This is a genomic window from Sphingomonas aracearum, from assembly GCF_003345355.1.
Classification (GTDB): Bacteria; Pseudomonadota; Alphaproteobacteria; order Sphingomonadales; family Sphingomonadaceae; genus Sphingomonas; species Sphingomonas aracearum.
On record NZ_QQNB01000001.1, the window covers coordinates 941,113 to 957,302 of the forward strand.

14 protein-coding genes are annotated in these 16,190 nt (G+C 69.8%); all 14 read right to left on the reverse strand.

Features of this window, described 5'->3' with window-relative positions; genetic code table 11:
* Positions 1-73: 73 nt before the first annotated feature.
* A complete protein-coding gene (gene ftsA / locus DVW87_RS04605) occupies positions 74-1,339 on the reverse strand; it encodes a cell division protein FtsA (protein WP_114686535.1) in 1,266 nt (421 codons plus the stop codon).
* 49 nt (positions 1,340-1,388) lie between these two features.
* On the reverse strand, positions 1,389-2,315 hold the full coding sequence (locus DVW87_RS04610; protein ID WP_114686536.1) for a cell division protein FtsQ/DivIB: 927 nt from the start codon (positions 2,313-2,315) through the stop codon (positions 1,389-1,391).
* Positions 2,312-3,235, reverse strand: coding sequence for a D-alanine--D-alanine ligase (locus DVW87_RS04615; RefSeq protein ID WP_114686537.1), 924 nt, complete (start codon positions 3,233-3,235; stop codon positions 2,312-2,314). Before DVW87_RS04615 ends, DVW87_RS04610 begins: the two co-directional genes overlap by 4 nt.
* Before the next feature lie 163 nt (positions 3,236-3,398).
* Positions 3,399-4,295 carry a UDP-N-acetylmuramate dehydrogenase gene (murB, locus tag DVW87_RS04620; RefSeq protein WP_114687070.1) on the reverse strand — a complete coding sequence of 299 codons (897 nt, stop codon included), beginning with the start codon at positions 4,293-4,295 and terminating at the stop codon, positions 3,399-3,401.
* Positions 4,292-4,483 (reverse strand): hypothetical protein, encoded by a 192-nt coding sequence (locus DVW87_RS04625; protein ID WP_114686538.1) that lies wholly within the window; start codon positions 4,481-4,483, stop codon positions 4,292-4,294. Before DVW87_RS04625 ends, murB begins: the two co-directional genes overlap by 4 nt.
* Positions 4,480-5,898 (reverse strand): UDP-N-acetylmuramate--L-alanine ligase, encoded by a 1,419-nt coding sequence (gene murC, locus DVW87_RS04630; protein WP_114686539.1) that lies wholly within the window; start codon positions 5,896-5,898, stop codon positions 4,480-4,482. The genes DVW87_RS04625 and murC overlap by 4 nt, the downstream gene beginning before the upstream one ends.
* Positions 5,899-6,040: 142 nt before the next feature.
* Positions 6,041-7,195: an undecaprenyldiphospho-muramoylpentapeptide beta-N-acetylglucosaminyltransferase gene (gene murG / locus DVW87_RS04635; RefSeq protein WP_114686540.1), complete on the reverse strand. Its 1,155-nt coding sequence runs from the start codon at positions 7,193-7,195 to the stop codon at positions 6,041-6,043.
* A complete protein-coding gene (locus DVW87_RS04640) occupies positions 7,192-8,370 on the reverse strand; it encodes an FtsW/RodA/SpoVE family cell cycle protein (RefSeq protein ID WP_114687071.1) in 1,179 nt (392 codons plus the stop codon). The genes murG and DVW87_RS04640 overlap by 4 nt, the downstream gene beginning before the upstream one ends.
* 62 nt (positions 8,371-8,432) lie before the next feature.
* Positions 8,433-9,755 (reverse strand): UDP-N-acetylmuramoyl-L-alanine--D-glutamate ligase, encoded by a 1,323-nt coding sequence (gene murD / locus DVW87_RS04645; protein ID WP_114686541.1) that lies wholly within the window; start codon positions 9,753-9,755, stop codon positions 8,433-8,435.
* A gap of 142 nt (positions 9,756-9,897) precedes the next feature.
* Entirely contained in the window at positions 9,898-10,968 is a 1,071-nt protein-coding gene (gene mraY, locus DVW87_RS04650; protein ID WP_114686542.1) for a phospho-N-acetylmuramoyl-pentapeptide-transferase, read from the reverse strand.
* A complete protein-coding gene (locus DVW87_RS04655; RefSeq protein ID WP_114686543.1) occupies positions 10,968-12,353 on the reverse strand; it encodes a UDP-N-acetylmuramoyl-tripeptide--D-alanyl-D-alanine ligase in 1,386 nt (461 codons plus the stop codon). Before DVW87_RS04655 ends, mraY begins: the two co-directional genes overlap by 1 nt.
* A complete protein-coding gene (locus DVW87_RS04660; RefSeq protein WP_114686544.1) occupies positions 12,350-13,816 on the reverse strand; it encodes a UDP-N-acetylmuramoyl-L-alanyl-D-glutamate--2,6-diaminopimelate ligase in 1,467 nt (488 codons plus the stop codon). Before DVW87_RS04660 ends, DVW87_RS04655 begins: the two co-directional genes overlap by 4 nt.
* Positions 13,813-15,540 carry a peptidoglycan D,D-transpeptidase FtsI family protein gene (locus DVW87_RS04665; RefSeq protein ID WP_114686545.1) on the reverse strand — a complete coding sequence of 576 codons (1,728 nt, stop codon included), beginning with the start codon at positions 15,538-15,540 and terminating at the stop codon, positions 13,813-13,815. The genes DVW87_RS04660 and DVW87_RS04665 overlap by 4 nt, the downstream gene beginning before the upstream one ends.
* Positions 15,537-16,187, reverse strand: coding sequence for a hypothetical protein (locus DVW87_RS04670; protein ID WP_181814720.1), 651 nt, complete (start codon positions 16,185-16,187; stop codon positions 15,537-15,539). The genes DVW87_RS04665 and DVW87_RS04670 overlap by 4 nt, the downstream gene beginning before the upstream one ends.
* Positions 16,188-16,190: the final 3 nt, after the last annotated feature.

A 16,190-nucleotide genomic window follows, 5' to 3' on the forward strand; every position in this document is an offset into this window, starting at 1 on the left:
ACGCGTTAACTGAAGATTGTGCACCAATCATCCCGCCGCCGAAACCCCCAACGGATCGGGGCGGCGCAGTTTTTCAATAATTCGCCCGCGCCATCGCGATCATCTTTCGCACCAGCGCAAAGCCCTTGGCCCGGTGCACGGTCTGCTGGCCCGATCCGCCCGGCAGGCTGCGCAGGTCCACCGGATCGGAGGCGGCATAGAAAGCGAGCCCCGCCAGCGTCGCGAAGGCCGGCGTGGAGTGCGCTTCCGGAAGGCCGGTCAGCCCGCGCGGGCGGCCGACGCGCACCGAGCGGCCGAGCGTCTGCTGCACATAGTCGGCGATACCCTTCATCTCGGCGCCGCCGCCGGTCAGCACCACCTGCCGCCCGACCGGCCCGGCGAACTTCATGTCGACCAGCGCCTTCTGCACCTCGCCGACCAGATGCTCCAGCCGCTGGCGGATCACCGCGATCAGCTGCGCGCGCGTGATCTTGCTGCCGTCGCCCTGCCCTTCCTCGTCGATCGGCGCGACGTCGATCATGTCGTGATTGTCGCGCGGGGAAGCGTTGGCCGAGCCGTAGAAGCACTTCATCCGCTCGGCCTGCGCCCGGCTGGTGCCGAACGCGGACGCGATGTCGTCGGTGATGTCCTGCGCGCCGAACGGAATGCTGGTCAGCCCCACCAGCATGCCGCCGGCGAACAGCGAGACGTTGGTGATCCCCGCACCCAGCTCCACCAAGGCCACGCCAAGTTCGCGCTCCTCGTCGGACAGGCACGCCATGCCCGTCGCCACCGGCGAGGCGATGATCGACTTCACCTCCAGGTGCGCGTTGGCGACGCACAGGCCCAGGTTGCGCACCGGCGAGCCGTCCGCCGCCACCACATGGATGTGCACGCCCAGCCGGTCCGCATGCAGGCCCAGCGGCCGCTTCACCCCGGTCAGCCCATCCAGCGTGTACAGCGCCGGCTGCGCGTGCAGCACCATGCGCCCGGCGGGATCGATCGAGTTGCGGCCGGCCTGCAACAGCGCGTCGATGTCCGACTGCTCCACCCGGTGCCCGCCCAGCTCGAATTCGATGGAGGCGACATCGCTGACGAGCCCGCCGGCCGAGAAGCTGACCCAGACATTCTCGATATTGGTGCCGGCGATCCGCTCGGCCTGTTCCACCGCCTCGCGCACCGCCGCCTCGGTCGCCACCGCGTCGGCGATATACCCGCGCCGCACGCCGCGGCTTTCGCGCTGGCCGGTGCCGAGCACGATCAGCTCGCCGCCGTCGCCCTTCTGCGCAATCATCGCCGACACCTTGGACGAACCGATGTCGAGCGCGGTGATGAGACCTTCCGGTGCCGTCTTCGCCATGTTCCGTGTCCCTGTTGACCCCGCCCCCGCAAGGCCAGTGATTTGAATCTTAAGCCGAAATCTGGTTATTGGAAGAAGATTGTGCCGGTTCGGGCCGGTTCACCACACTCGTCTCCGCCGCCCCTGCCTCGACCGCGCCCTTGCGCGCGACGAACTTGGCGGGATCGCGCATGTCGAACCGCACGAAGCCCTTGCCGAGCAACGGGTTCGCGTCATCGCGTTCGGCGAACCACATCAGCGCCTTGCCCGCCTCGTCCTCCCCTTCGGGCAGCGCCAGCGTCTCGCCGCTGGAGAACAGGAGGTTCCAGCGGCGATTGCCGACCCAGGTCGCCGCCTTCACCAGCGGGCGCAGCTGCGGCGCGCGCGCGATCAGCGCCTGGTAGCCGGCCTCCTGCTCGTTGGCATGCGGGCCGATCACCAGCGGCAGGTTGGGCAGCGCGTCGGCGCGCACCGGCTCCAGATAGGTGCCGCCGGACGCGATCAGCGCCAGCTTGCCCTGGTCCTGCCACACCGCGGTGGGCTTGCGCTCCTCCACATGCACCAGCAGCGTGTCCGGCAGGCGGCGCGACACGTGCGCGTCGGCGATCCAGCCATAGCGCAGCAGGTTCTGCCGCACGGATTCGAGATCGACCAGCGGCATGGCGCGCGATTTCTGGTTCAGCGCCACGGCATAGACGCTCATCCGGTCCATGCGCTGGAGCCCGGTCACCTCCACCTGCTCCACCCGGAAGCCGGCGCGACCGACACCCTCCGCCAGCGCCATGCCCACCGCACCGGGCACGCCCAGCGCCGTCACGATCGCGATCGCCGCCGCCCCGCCCACCCCGAGCATCGCCCAGGTGAAGCCCTTGCGCAGCGTTTCCTCGCCCACCGGCAGGCTGGCGAGCAGCCGGTCGATCTGCGAGGTTTTCGGCTTCTTGCGGCTATAGGCACCCCGCTTGGGCGCCCCGCGCTTGATCGTGCTGGCGCGACTCATGCCGCCTCCTCCCGCAGCGCTTCGTCGACGATGCGCTGGACGAGCTCCGGATAGCTCATCCCGTTGTGCCGCGCCTGCTCGGGCACCAGGCTGAGCGGGGTCATGCCAGGCTGCGTGTTCACCTCCAGCAGGAACAGGCCGTCCACCCCTCGGCTGTCGTCCCAGCGGAAATCGGCGCGGCTCGTGCCCCGGCAACCCAGCAGCCGGTGCGCCTCCAGCGCAATCGCGTTGCAGGCCTGCGTGATCTCGTCCGGCACGTCCGCCGGGTAGACATGCTCGGTCAGGCCGTCGGTATATTTGCTGTCGAAATCGTACCAGCCGTTCTTCGGCTTCAGCTCGGTAACCCCCATCGCCCGGTCACCCAGAACGGCGGTGGTCAACTCCCGCCCGCGGATATAGGGCTCGGCCAGCAGCTCCTCGAACTCGGCCCAAGGCCCAGCCACGTCGCGTCCGATCGGGTTGCCATAGTTACCCTCGTCGGTGACGATCGCGACCCCCAGCGACGAGCCCTCGTTGACCGGCTTCACCACATAGGGGCGCGGCAGCGGATCGCCCTCGAACAGCTCGGCGCTCTTCACCATCCGCCCGCCGGGCATGGGGATGCCATGCGGCACCAGCGCCTGCTTGGTCAGTTGCTTGTCCACCGCGATCACCGACGTGGCCAGGCCGGAATGGGTGTAGCGCAGCCCCATCAGGTCCATCATCCCCTGCACCGTCCCGTCTTCGCCCGGGCTGCCGTGCAGCGCGTTGAACACGAGGTCGGGCTTCGCCTCGGCGAGGCGGGCGGCGACGTCGCGGTCCATGTCGATCCGCGTGACGCGATGGCCGAGCGACTCCAGCGCCTCGGCGACGCCTTCGCCCGACTTGAGCGACACCGGCCGCTCGCCCGACCAGCCACCCATCAGAACGACGATGTGCATCAGACTATCCTCCCCATCACCGATGGGGAGGGGGACCGCTCGCGCCGCGGGGGGGGGAGGGGCTTGGCCGCAAACGGGGCGGTCCGGGCATTGCCCCTCCACCCCCGCTGCGCGGCGGTCCCCCTCCCCGTGCTGCGCACAGGGAGGATCGCATCACGCCCGTTCACTTCGCCACTCCCACCCGCTGTATTTCCCACTCCAGCATCACGCCGCTCTTCGCCTTCACCCGCGCGCGCACTTCCTCGCCCAGCGCCTCGATCTCGCCGCTGGTCGCCGCGCCTGTGTTGAGCAGGAAGTTCGTGTGCTTCTCGCTCACCTGCGCATCGCCGATCTTGAGCCCGCGACACCCCGCCTCGTCCACCAGCGCCCACGCCTTGTGCCCGTTTGGGTTCTTGAAGGTCGATCCGCCCGTCTTCGACCTGAGCGGCTGCGACGCGTCGCGCGCGGCGGCGATGCGGTCCATTTCCGCCTGGATCGCCGCCGGATCGCCCGGCTCTCCGCGGAACGTCGCGGAGACCACCACCGCGCCGTCCGGCAGTTCGGAGTGGCGGTAGGTGTAGCCCAATTCGTCCAGCGACAGCGTGCGCCGCTCGCCCGAGCGCAGCACTATGTCGGCCTCGACCAGCACGTCCCTCACCTCGCGGCCATACGCGCCGCCGTTCATCCGCACGAAGCCGCCAACGGTGCCGGGGATCGAGCGCAGGAACTCGACGCCCGCGATCCCGGCATCGCGCGCGGTGGAGGAAACGAGGATGCCGCTCGCCCCGCCGCCGCAGCGCAGCGTGGTCGCGTCCACCCGCTCGACCGTGGCGAACGCCTTGCCGAGCCGCACCACGACGCCGGACACCCCGCCGTCGCGCACGATCAGGTTGGAGCCGAGCCCGAGCGCCATCACCGGCACCGCCGGATCGAGATCCCGCAGAAAATCGACCAGATCTTCCACATCCGCCGGCTCGAACAGCCACTGCGCCGCCCCGCCCGACTTGAACCAGACAAGCGGCGCCAGCGGCGCGCTCTCCGTCAACCGCCCGCGCACGCGAGGAAGCGCCAGCGTGCTCACTTCCACCTCCACAGGCTCGCCCAGCTGCTCCAGGCCTTGAGGTTGGCCTCCATCGCCTTCTGCCCGGCCTCCTGCATCCGCGTGAGGTCGCCCGCCACATCCAGACCGCGCGCCATGGCGTCCAGCGACGCGCGATGCGCCGCCAGAGCCTGCCGCTGCCACTCGAAAGGCGACGGCCCCCGGGTCATGCCGGGACGGCGCCCCTGGCGGCTGCAATGCCCTCGGCCAGGCCGGCTGCCCATTTGGTGATGTCGCCCGCGCCCAGGCACACCACCATGTCGCCTGACTGCACCACGTCCGCCAGTTCCGCCGCCAGCTCCTGCGGCCCGGCAACGGTGGCCGCCGCACGGTACCCACGGCGCTTCAATCCTTCGACCAACGCCTCGGCGTCGACACCGTCGATGGGCGCCTCGCCGGCGGCATAGACGGGCGCGACATAGACCATGTCGGCGTCGTTGAACGCGCCCTGGAACTCGTCCATCAGGTCGCGCAGGCGGGTGAAGCGGTGCGGCTGGACCACGGCGATCACGCGGTTCTCCACGCCCTCCCGCGCGGCCGACAGCACCGCGCGGATCTCCACCGGGTGATGGCCGTAATCGTCGATGATGGTCGTACCATCCACCTCGCCGACCTTGGTGAAGCGCCGCTTCACCCCGCCGAACTTCGCAAAGCCGGTGCGGATCACCGCGTCCGGCACGCCCAGCTCCAGCGCCACGCCCACCGCCGCCAGCGCGTTGGAGACGTTGTGGCGGCCGGGCATCGGCAGCTCGATATCCTCGATCGAGCGGCTGGTGCCGTCGCGGTTGCGGATGATCGCCTCGAAGCGGTTGCCGCCGGGGAACGGCGTCACGTTCACCCCGCGCACATCGGCCTGTGCGGAAAAGCCATACGTGACGACGCGCCGGTCGCGCACGCGCGGGATGATGCGCTGCACCTCCGGATGGTCGAGGCACAGCAGCGCCGCGCCATAGAACGGCACGTTTTCCACAAAATCGACGAACGCGTCCTTGACCCGCTCGAAATCGCCATAATGGTCGAGATGCTCGGGATCGATGTTGGTGACGACGGCGATCGTCCCGTCCAGCCGCAGGAAGCTGCCGTCGCTTTCGTCGGCCTCCACCACCATCCAGTCCGACGCACCCAGCCGCGCGTTGGAGCCGTAGCTGTTGATGATCCCGCCGTTGATGACGGTCGGGTCCACCCCGCCCGCATCCAGCAAGGCCGCGACCATCGAGGTCGTCGTCGTCTTGCCGTGCGTGCCGGCCACCGCGACGGTGGATTTCAGCCGCATCAGCTCGGCCAGCATTTCCGCGCGGCGCACCACCGGCACGCGCCGCTCCAGCGCCGCCTCGACTTCCGGATTGCCGCGCTTGATCGCGGTGGAGGTGACCACCACCGCCGCGTCGCCGATATTCTCCGCGGCATGGCCGATCGCGACGGGGATGCCCCGCGCGCGCAGGCCCTCGACCACATAGCCTTCGGCCACGTCCGAGCCCTGCACCTGATAGCCCAGGTTCTTCATCACCTCGGCGATGCCGGACATGCCGATCCCGCCGATGCCGACGAAGTGGATCGTGCCGATATCTGTGGCGACGCCCTTCACAGCCTTGATCCTCCCCTGCAAGGGGAGTTGGCGCGCGCAGCGCGACGGAGGGGTGTCCCCCTCTCGACAGCGCGATACCCCTCCACCACTCGCTGCGCGAGCGGTCCCCTTCCCCTTGCAGGGGAGGATTTCCGATGCCCGCTCACGCCGCCGCTCCCGCCATCTTCACCGGCTTCGCCAGTCCCACCGGCACGCCCGCCGCGGGCGCATCCAGGCTTTCCACCAGGTCCGCCAGATCGCGCACCGCATTCGGCCGGCCACAGCTGCGCGCCCGGCCCGCCGCATTCTGCAAGGCGAGCGGATCGAGGCCGAGCTTCTGCATCTGCTTGGCCAGTTCCACCGGCGTGAACTGGCCTTGCGGGATGGTGCGCGCGCCGCCGGCGTTCGTCATCTCGCGGGCGTTCACCGTCTGGTGGTCGTCGGTCGCCGAGGGCAGCGGCACGAGGATCGCCGGCCGCCCCGCCACCGTCAGTTCCGCGAGCGTCGAGGCGCCCGCGCGCGCGATCACCAGATGCGCCCAGGCGAGCTGCTCGGGCATGTCGGGCAGATAGGTGGCCAGCTCCGCCGGGATGCCATGCTCGGCATATTTCGCCCGCACTTCGTCGATGTCCTCGATCCGCGCCTGGTGCGTCACCTGCAACCGGCTGCGAAAGGCGATCGGCAGCATCGAGAGCCCGTCCGGCACCACCTTGGACAGCACGCTCGCGCCCTGCGACCCGCCGGTCACCAGCACGCGGAAGATGCCATCCTCCTCCAGCAGCGGATAGGGCTGCGAGCGAAGCGCCAGCACCGCCTCGCGCACCGGATTGCCCACCAGGTGCGTCTTGCCGCGATGCGCGTCCTTCAGCCGCTCGACCTGCGCATAGGAGGTGGCGATCGCATCCACCTTGCCCGCCACCAGCCGGTTGACGCGGCCGAGCACCGCATTCTGTTCGTGCACCGCGGTGGGGATCTTGCCATGGAACGCCGCGAGCAGCGCCGGCATCGCCGGATAGCCGCCAAAGCCGATCACCGCAGAGGGCTTGAACGTCTTGTAGAGCTCGATCGCCATGCCGCGGGCTTCCCACAGCCTGGCGACCGCCCGGGCATAGCCGATCGGCCCACCGGCAAAGCGCCCGGCCGGCAGCACATGCGTCTGCAGCCCGTCCAGCAGCCCGGGGAACCGCACCCCGCGCGCATCGCTGACCAGCGCTACCCGGTGGCCACGCTTCTGCAATTCTCCCGCCAGCGCCGCCGCGGGCACCATATGCCCCCCGGTGCCGCCGGCCGCCAGGACGTAATGCCGGGCCTTCGTCATTGACCACTCCACTTCGCGACATAGGGCGAGCGGAGCAGATACGGATTGCGCCGCGTGAACGCCAGCAGCAGCCCCATGCCGATCGACAGCGCGATCATCGACGATCCGCCATAGCTGATGAACGGCAGCGTCATGCCCTTGGACGGCGCCAGCCCGGTGTTCACCGCCATGGAAATCAGCGCCTGCGCGCCGAACTGCGTGGCGAGCCCCGCCGCGGCGTACAGCCGGAACTCGTCCTGCTCGTCCAGCAGCTTGACGAACACCCGCACCACCAGCGCCAGGAACACGAGGGCGACGAGAGCGCAGGCGATCAGCCCAAATTCTTCGCCGACCACGGAGAAGATGTAATCGGTATGCCCTTCCGGCAGGCGGAACTTCATCTTGCCGCCGCCCGGCCCGGTGCCCAGCCAGCTGCCCGCGGTGATCGCATTGTGCGCCGCGTTGGTCTGGAAATGGTCGGTCAGGGCGCCGTCCTCGCTCGGGAACAGGAAGGCGTTGATGCGTTTGGTGGCGGTCGAGTAGAAGAAATAGGCCGCGACCAGCCCCACCGGCACGGCCGCGAACAGCATCGCCATCTTCTTCGGGCTGGTGCCGGAAATCGTCAGCAGCGCGATCCAGATCACGCCGAACACCACCGTCTGCCCGAAATCCGGTTGCAGCATCAGCAGGCACGCGACCAGCACGGTCATGCCGCCGGTGATGATCGTGGTCGGCAGCTCCGGCTCCTGCGCGCGCAAGCTCAGCACCCAGGCGACCGCGACCACGAAGAAGGGCTTCAGGAACTCGGACGGCTGCAGCAGCGAAACGCCGACATCCAGCCAGCGGGTCGCGCCGTTCTTGGTCACGCCGATGAACGGCACCGCGACCAGCAGCGCCACGCACACCAAAGCGCCGAGCAGCGCGAGGCGTCGTGCCAGCTTGATCGGCAGCATGGAGGTGACCAGCAGCACCGGCAGCGACACGCACACCCAGGCGAGCTGCCACCACAGGTAGAACAGCGGCGCGATATGGTGCCGTTCGTCCGAGTAACGCGACGCGGCTGCCGGCGAGGCCGCGCCCACCGCCACCAGCCCGATCGCGATCAGCGCCAGCGCCAGCGCCAACAGCACGCGATCGATGTCGAAGAACCAGGTGCCCAGCACGCTGCGATCGGCGCGCGTGCCGCGGCCCTTCATGTTCTGCCAGAGGGGCTTGCCGCCCGGCCTGGGGCTCCGTGCAGGCGAGACGCGGATGTCGGTCATGCCAAACCCTCCACCAGGCTGCGGAACTGCGCGCCACGATCCTCGAAGTCGCGGAACTGGTCGAACGAGGCGCAGGCCGGGGACAGCAGCACCGTGTCGCCCGGCTGCGCCGCGGCCTGGGCATCGGCCACCGCCTGCGCCAGAGTGCCGCTGGCCGTCACCGGCACCACGCCGTCCAGCACGCGGGCGAACGCCGGCCCGGCCTTGCCGATCGTGTAGGCGGCCCTGACGTGCGGAAAGCCGGGGCGGCACGCGTCCAGGCTGTCGCTCTTGGCCTCGCCGCCCAGAATCCAGTGGATGCGATCGAACGCCGCCAGCGCCGGCGCGACGGCCTCCGGGTTGGTCGCCTTGCTGTCGTTGACGTAAGCGACGCCGTTCACCACGCCGACCCGCTCCATGCGGTGCGGCAGGCCAGCAAAGCTCGCCAGCCCCTGGGTAATCGCGTCCTGCGGCACGCCCAGCAGCTCGCAGGCGGTGATCGCCGCCAGCGCGTTCTGCGCATTGTGCGGCCCCTGCAACGCGGGCCAGCGCGACTGGTCCATGCACACACCGGGCAGGATCTTGTGGAGGTGCTCGCCCCTGGCCGACAGGCTGCGCGCGATGGCGGCCGACGCATCGTCGGAGAGCCCGATCACCGCGTCGTGCCCCGCCGACTGCATCGCGAACAGCCGCGCCTTGCTGTCGGCATAGGCCTGGAACCCGTCATAGCGATCGAGATGGTCGGGGGTGATGTTCAGCAGCACCGCCACGTCGCAGTCGAGGCTCTGCGTCAGGTCGATCTGGTAGCTCGACAGTTCCAGCACATAGACACCGCCGGCGGGCAGCGGCTCCTCGCCCAGCACCGGCTTGCCGATATTGCCGCCGAGCCGCGCAGGCACGCCGGCGGTCTCCAGGATATGGTGCACCAGCATGGTCGTGGTCGACTTGCCGTTGGTGCCGGTGATCCCCACCACCTTGTGCGCCGGCAGCTCGGCGCGGGCCTGCGCGAACAGCTCGATATCGCCCAGGATCGGCACGCCGGCGTCCCGCGCCTTCGCCGCTACCGGATGCCGGTTGAGCGGCACCCCGGGGGAAACCACGAGCCCGTCGAAGCCGGCCAAGTCGATCGCTTCCGGATCGGCGAAGCTAAGGTCGACATGGTCGAGTGTGTGCGAGTCCGCCTGCACCGAGTCCACCAACGCCTCGCGCTTGGCGTCGTCGCTGTCCCACGCCACCACGGTCGCGCCGCTCGCCAGCAGCGCGCGCACCGTCGCCGCGCCGGAGCGCGCCAGCCCCAGCACCGCGAACCGCTTGCCGGCCCAGGCGCGCGAGGTGATCACTCGCTGGCTCCCCATACATCACCGTCACCCCGGACTTGTTCCGGGGTCCACCGGCCCGCAAACCCGAACCCGTCGGAAGCGCGGCACCGTAGATGCCGGGACAAGCCCGGCATGACGGTGAGGGCAAGGCGAGCGCCCCTCATCACCGCAGCTTCAACGTCGACAGGCCGGCCAGCGCCAGCACCAGCGCGATGATCCAGAAGCGGATCACCACGGTCGGCTCGCTCCAGCCCAGTTGCTCGAAATGGTGGTGGATCGGCGCCATGCGGAACACGCGCTTGCCCGTCCGCTTGTAGAAGAACACCTGGATGATGACGGACAGCGCCTCCACCACGAACAGGCCGCCGACGATCCCGAGCACGATCTCGTGATGCGCCACCACCGCGATCGCGCCCAGCGCGCCGCCGAGCGCCAGGCTGCCGGTATCGCCCATGAACACCGCCGCGGGCGGCGCATTGAACCACAGGAAGGCGAGCCCCGCCCCGATCATCGCCCCGCAGAAGATCGCCAGGTCGCCCGCGCGCGGTACGTGCGGGATGCCGAGATAATCGGCGAATTTCACGTTGCCGGCGAGATAGGCGATGATCATGAACGTCACCGCCGCGATGATGACCGGCATGGTCGCCAGCCCGTCGAGCCCGTCCGTGAGGTTCACGGCGTTGCCGAACGCCACGATCGTGAAGGCGGCGAAGACGATGTAGAACCAGCCGAGATCGATCGACAGCCCTTGCGCAAACGGCAGGTACAGGTGCGTGCCGTTCTCGTGAATGATGATCGCCGAGGCGATACCCGCCACCGCGAACTCCAGCAGCAGCCGCACCTTACCGGAGACGCCCGCGGTGCTCGCCTTGCGCACCTTGTCATAGTCGTCGAGGAAACCGATCGCGCCGAAGCCGAGCGTCACGAACAGGCACGCCCAGACGAACGGATTGCTCAGGTCCATCCAGATCAGGATCGATAGCGACAGGCTCGTCAGGATCATCAGCCCGCCCATCGTCGGCGTGCCGCGCTTGGCGAGGTGGCTCTGCGGCCCGTCGGTGCGGATCGGCTGGCCCTTGCCCTGGCGCACGCGCAGCCAGCCGATGAACTTCGGCCCGATCAACAGGCCGATGAACAACGCCGTCGCCACCGCCGCGCCCGTGCGGAAGCTCTGGTAGCGCACCAGGTTGAGGAGGTGCGGAAAGCCGAGATACTGCGCGATCCAGTAGAGCATTACAGTGTCCCAGCCTTGAGGCCCGCGACCAGCGCCGAGAGCCCCACCCCGTTCGATCCCTTGATGAGAACCGCGTCGCCCGGCGCCAGCATGTCCTTCAGGACGGCGCGCGCGGCAGCGGCGTCGGCCACATGGACGAAATCGGTTTTTCCCTCAAGCGCCTCCGCCAGCGGCGCCATCGCTTCGCCGACAAGAACCAACGGCCCGGCGTTTGCAGCGAGGATCGGCTCGGCCAGGCCAGCATGATAGGCGGCCGACTTGGTCCCCAGCTCGCGCATTTCGCCCAGCACGGCGAGCTTGCGGCTAGGCTCCAGCGCCAGCACGGCCAGTGTCGCGCGCATGCTGGCCGGGTTGGCGTTGTAGCTTTCGTCGATCACCAGCGCCTCGCCGCCGGACACCGGCGCCAGGAACCGCGCGCCCCTGCCCTGCAACCCGCCGAGCTCGGCCAGCGCCAGCCCGGCCATGCCGAGGTCGCCGCCCACCGCATCCACCGCCGCCAGCACGCCCAGCGCATTGGACACCCAATGCTGCCCCGGCTGGCCGACGGTGAAGCTCAACTCCCGCTCGCCGACGCGCGCAGTGACGAAGGTGCCGCCGGTCCTGGTGCGCATCGTCTCCAGCGCGGCGACGTCCGCCCCCCGGTCCAGCCCGAAGGTGACGATCCGTCCCGCATAGGGCTCGGCCGCGGCGCGCAGCCGGTCGCGATGCGGGCTGTCGAACGGGACGATCGCCACGCCACCCCTGCCACCTTCAGGCGCCTCCAGCCCGCGGAAGATCTCGCCCTTGGCGTCGGCAATCGCGCTTTCGTCCGGAAAGAAGGCGGTGTGCGCCGGCGCGATGGCGGTCACCATTGCCACGTGCGGGCGCACCAAAGTGGTCAGGTGGGCCAGCTCGCCGGGATGGTTCATTCCCATCTCGAACACGCCGTAACGTGACGCCGCCGGCATCCGCGCGAGGCTCAGCGGCACACCGGTGTGATTGTTGTAGCTCTTCACCGAACGATGCGCCTCGCCCGGCTGCGCCCGGTCGAGCGCGGCGAACAGCGCTTCCTTGGTGGAGGTCTTGCCCACCGATCCGGTGACGCCGATGATCCGCGCCGCCGTGCGCGCCCGCGCCGCCTTGCCGAGAGCCTCGAGCGCCGCGAAGGTATCGGCGACCTCGACATGCGGGTGTGCGGTCTGCTCGCTGACGAGCGCCCCGGCAGCGCCTTGCGCGAAGGCTCCGTCGAGGAAACGATGACCGTTCGTCGTTTCACCTTTCAGCGCCAGGAACAGGTCGTTCGGCCCGACCTCCCGGCTGCCGAACGTGACCCCTTCGGCGGCAAAGTCTGCGGAGGCGATGCCACCGGTCGCTGCGGCGATCTCGCGAGCGGTCCACAGGCTCATGCCGCCATCTCCCGCGCCACCGTCACGTCGTCGAACGGCAGCACGCGGTCGCCCACGACCTGCCCCTGCTCGTGGCCCTTGCCCGCGATCAGCACGATGTCCTGCGGCCCCGCGCCCGCGATCGCCGCGCCGATCGCCTCTCGACGGTCGCCGATCTCCGTCGCGCCGATCGCGCCCTCCAGCACCATCGCGCGGATCGCCGCCGGATCCTCGGAGCGGGGATTGTCGTCGGTGACGTAAACGGTGTCGGCCTGCGCCACGGCCACCGCGCCCATCGCCGCGCGCTTGCCGGTGTCACGGTCGCCGCCGGCGCCGAACACCACGATCAGCCGCCCGGCCGCATGCGGCTTCAGCGCCGCAATCGCCGCCTCCAGCGCATCCGGAGTGTGCGCGTAATCGACATAAACCGGCGCCCCGGCCATCGCGATCACCGCCCGTTCCAGCCGGCCGCGTACGGGTTGCAGCCGCTCGGCCTGCGCCAGGGTTTGCGCCACGTCACCGCCGGTGGCGATCACCAGCGCGGCGGCGGTCAGCGCATTGTACGCCTGGTATGCGCCGATCAGCGGCAGCTTGACCGTGCAGGCGCGGCCGTCCGCCTCCACCGTCAGCACCTGCCCCAGCAGCCCCGGCTCGCGCGCCACCAGCCGCAGCGCCTCGCCGTCCTCGCCCACCGTCAGCACGCGCAGCCCGCGATCGGCCGCCACCTTCGCCAGCAGCCGCCACGGCAACTCGCCGCGGATCGGCTCCGCCTGCCGGTCGGTCCAGATCACCGCCGTGCCGCCCACCCCGAGCACCTCGCCGAACAGCCGCGCCTTGGCGTCGAAATAGCCCTCCATCGTGCCGTGGTAATCGAGATGGTCGCGGCTGAGGTTGGTGAAAGCCGCCGCCCGGACGGGCACGCCTTCGGAGCGGAACTGGTCGAGGCCGTGGCTCGATGCCTCGAACGCGACATGGCTCACGCCTTCGCGTGCCAGCCCGGCCATGTTGGACAGGAACGTGACCACGTCCGGCGTGGTGAGGCCGGTGGTCACGCGCTCGTCGCCCGTGGTCACGCCCAGCGTGCCGATGGACGCAGCGGAAAAGCCCGCCATTCGCCACAGCTGCCGCGTCAGCTCCACGGTGGAGGTCTTGCCGTTGGTGCCGGTCACCGCCACGCACGTGTCGGGAAAGGGCGCAAAGAAGCGCGCGGTCAGCGCGGCGAAGGCGCGACGCGGCTCGGCGTCGGCGATATGCAGCGCGCCTTCGACCCGCGCTTCCGGCCGGGCGACCACCGCCACCGCGCCGCTGGCCACCGCGGCGGGGATGAAATCCTCGCCGTTCACCCGCGCGCCCTGAAACGCGCCGAAGATCGTCCCCGGCGCGACCTTGCGGTGGTCGATCGCGAAACCGGTCACCTGCTGGTCGGCGGCCAGGGCGGCCGCTGGTGCCCCGTTGTCACCCCCGACCAAGGCAGAAAGTTTCATTCCGGATCCTTACCGTTCTCGTTCGGCTGGCGCCAGAGCAGCGGCAGGAGTTCGGAAACGTCGATGTCCTTGGTTTCGTCCGGCATCACGCCCAGCATGGTGCCCGCGCGCAGGATGAAGCGGCTGACCACCGGCGCGGCGGTATAGGCCGCGGTCGTCTGGAAGCTGTTCTCCTGCACCCGCTTCGGGCTGTCGAGCATCGCCACCACCACATAACGCGGCCGGTCCATCGGGAAGGCGGCGGCAAAGGTGGAAACGTTGGTGTTGCGCGAATAGCCGCCCTTGCCGGAAACCTCCGCGGTGCCGGTCTTGCCGCCCACGCGATAACCGGGCGCCTCGCCCTTGCGACCCGTCCCTTGCGTGACGATCAGGCGCAGGAGCTGCCGCATGCGCGCGCTGGTCGCCTCCGACAGCACGCGGCGGCCCTGCGGCGCGCGGCCCGGCGCCAGCTTCATCAGCGTCGCCGGCCGCCAGGTGCCGCCATTCACCATCGTGGCATAGGCGCTGGCCAGCTGCAACGGCGTCACCGCGATGCCATGACCATAGGCGGTGGTCATCACCGTGGTGCGCGCCCAGTAGGTCGGCCAGATCGGCCGGCCCTTTTCCTTGAGCTCGATGTCCGGCCGGGTGTCGAAGCCCAGCGCCTTGAACATCGCCTGCATGCGGTCCTTGCCGATCTCGTCCGCGATCCGCGCGGTGGCGATGTTGGACGAGTGGATCAGCGTTTCGGGGATATCCAGCCAGCGGTTCTCGCCATCATGGTCGTGGATGGTAAAGCCGCCGACATGCAGCGGCTTGGTCGCATCGAAGCGGCGCGCCATGTCGGTCACCACGCCGGTATCGATGGCGGTGGCCATGGCGATCGGCTTGAAGGTGGAGCCGAGCTCGTACACCGACTGCGTCACGTTGTTGCGCAGCGCCTCGGCATTGGCGCCTTGCAGCCGGTTCGGGTTGAACGTCGGCATCGACACCATGGAGAGCACCTCCCCGGTATCCACGTCGAGCACCACGCCGGTCGCGCCCTTGGCCTGCATGGTCGCCATGGCATGGCCAAGCTCGCTCTCCAGCGCCGCCTGCACCCGCGCGTCGATCGACAGCGCCAGCGGCTGGCCGTGATAGGCCGGATCGATCAGGCGGTCCTCGAACGCGCGCTCCACGCCGGCCCGGCCCAGCACGGTGGGATCGTCGCCGGAGGGGCCGATGTACCCAAGGACATGCGCGGCCAGCGTGGACTGCGGGTACAGCCGCTCCGCCTCGCGGCCGAAGGTCAGGCCCGGCTCGCCCAGCGCGTGCACCGCATTCACCAGCGCGGGCGAGGCATGCCGCTCGAGATAGGTGAAGCGCACCGGCTTGGTCAGCAGCGCGTAGAAATAGCTCGCGTCATGATCCGGCATCAGATCGGCGAGGTTCTCGGCCAGGGCCAGCTTGTCGCCCAGCACCTTTTCCGGCTGCACGCCGATCGCCCACGCCTCGATCGTGCGCGCCAGGGGCGCGCCGTTGCGGTCGACGATGTCGTCGCGCCCGACGAGGCTTGCGCCCGCGCCGCTGCGGTCCGGCGCCTCAGCGGTGAAGCCCAGCATCACCAGTCGCCCGAGCACCAGCGTGACCCCGGCCGCGAACAGCAGCATCACGATCATCAGCCGCAGATGCGCCACCGCGATCAGCTGGTGGCGCTGATCGACGCGGCGATGCTGGGGCAGCGGGCGGGCGACCAGCGCGGTCACCGCAGGCGGCTCGCTTCGGCGCGCGAGCCGCTGACCAGGTCGGACAGGGTTCGGTCGCTCAGCAGCTTGCGGTCAAGCATGGCGATGTTCTGCAGCCGGGCGCGCGGGGCGGGCTGCACCGATGCCACGCGCAGGATCGCCGGCGCGGGCGCCGCCTTCGGGGCCGGCGCCGCCTTTGCCGCCGCCGGCTTGGCCGCGGGGGTGGCGCGCGACGGGGCCGCGGTGGCCGCCACCTTGGTTACCGTGGGCACGGTGGCCGTGGGCTGCACGACGACGGCAGGCTGGGGCTGCGCATTGGTGACGATGTCCGGTGCGGAAGGCACGACCAGCGCGGCGGTCTGCACGGCGGGGCTGCCGGACAGGCTCATGCTGGCCAGCTGCGCCTCGTCGCGCACGAACTGCGCCGGTGTCGGCGCGGTCAGGCGCAGCGTGTCGCCGTTCCAGCGCTCCAGCTGGGCCAGGCTGCCGCGCGTCTCGAACTCGGTTTCCAGCGCACGGATGTCGCGGTGGGCAGCGAGGATCTGCGCCACCGTCTTGTCGAGCTTCTTGCGCTCGCCCGCCACCTGCAACGGCACGGCCAGGAAGCCGAGCGTCACCGCCGTGGCGCCCGCGAAATATCCCAGACCCTTCCAGGCTGCCGCCAACATCTC

Excerpts from the sequence above, each read along its gene's own strand:
- DVW87_RS04640 (WP_114687071.1), bottom strand. The coding sequence starts at position 8,370 with ATGAAGGGCCGCGGCACGCGCGCCGATCGCAGCGTGCTGGGCACCTGG.
- DVW87_RS04610 (WP_114686536.1), bottom strand. The coding sequence starts at position 2,315 with ATGAGTCGCGCCAGCACGATCAAGCGCGGGGCGCCCAAGCGGGGTGCC.
- murG (WP_114686540.1), bottom strand. The coding sequence starts at position 7,195 with ATGACGAAGGCCCGGCATTACGTCCTGGCGGCCGGCGGCACCGGGGGG.
- DVW87_RS04625 (WP_114686538.1), bottom strand. The coding sequence starts at position 4,483 with ATGACCCGGGGGCCGTCGCCTTTCGAGTGGCAGCGGCAGGCTCTGGCG.
- DVW87_RS04660 (WP_114686544.1), bottom strand. The coding sequence starts at position 13,816 with ATGAAACTTTCTGCCTTGGTCGGGGGTGACAACGGGGCACCAGCGGCC.
- DVW87_RS04655 (WP_114686543.1), bottom strand. The coding sequence starts at position 12,353 with ATGAGCCTGTGGACCGCTCGCGAGATCGCCGCAGCGACCGGTGGCATC.
- DVW87_RS04615 (WP_114686537.1), bottom strand. The coding sequence starts at position 3,235 with ATGCACATCGTCGTTCTGATGGGTGGCTGGTCGGGCGAGCGGCCGGTG.
- DVW87_RS04670 (WP_181814720.1), bottom strand. The coding sequence starts at position 16,187 with ATGTTGGCGGCAGCCTGGAAGGGTCTGGGATATTTCGCGGGCGCCACG.
- mraY (WP_114686542.1), bottom strand. The coding sequence starts at position 10,968 with ATGCTCTACTGGATCGCGCAGTATCTCGGCTTTCCGCACCTCCTCAAC.
- ftsA (WP_114686535.1), bottom strand. The coding sequence starts at position 1,339 with ATGGCGAAGACGGCACCGGAAGGTCTCATCACCGCGCTCGACATCGGT.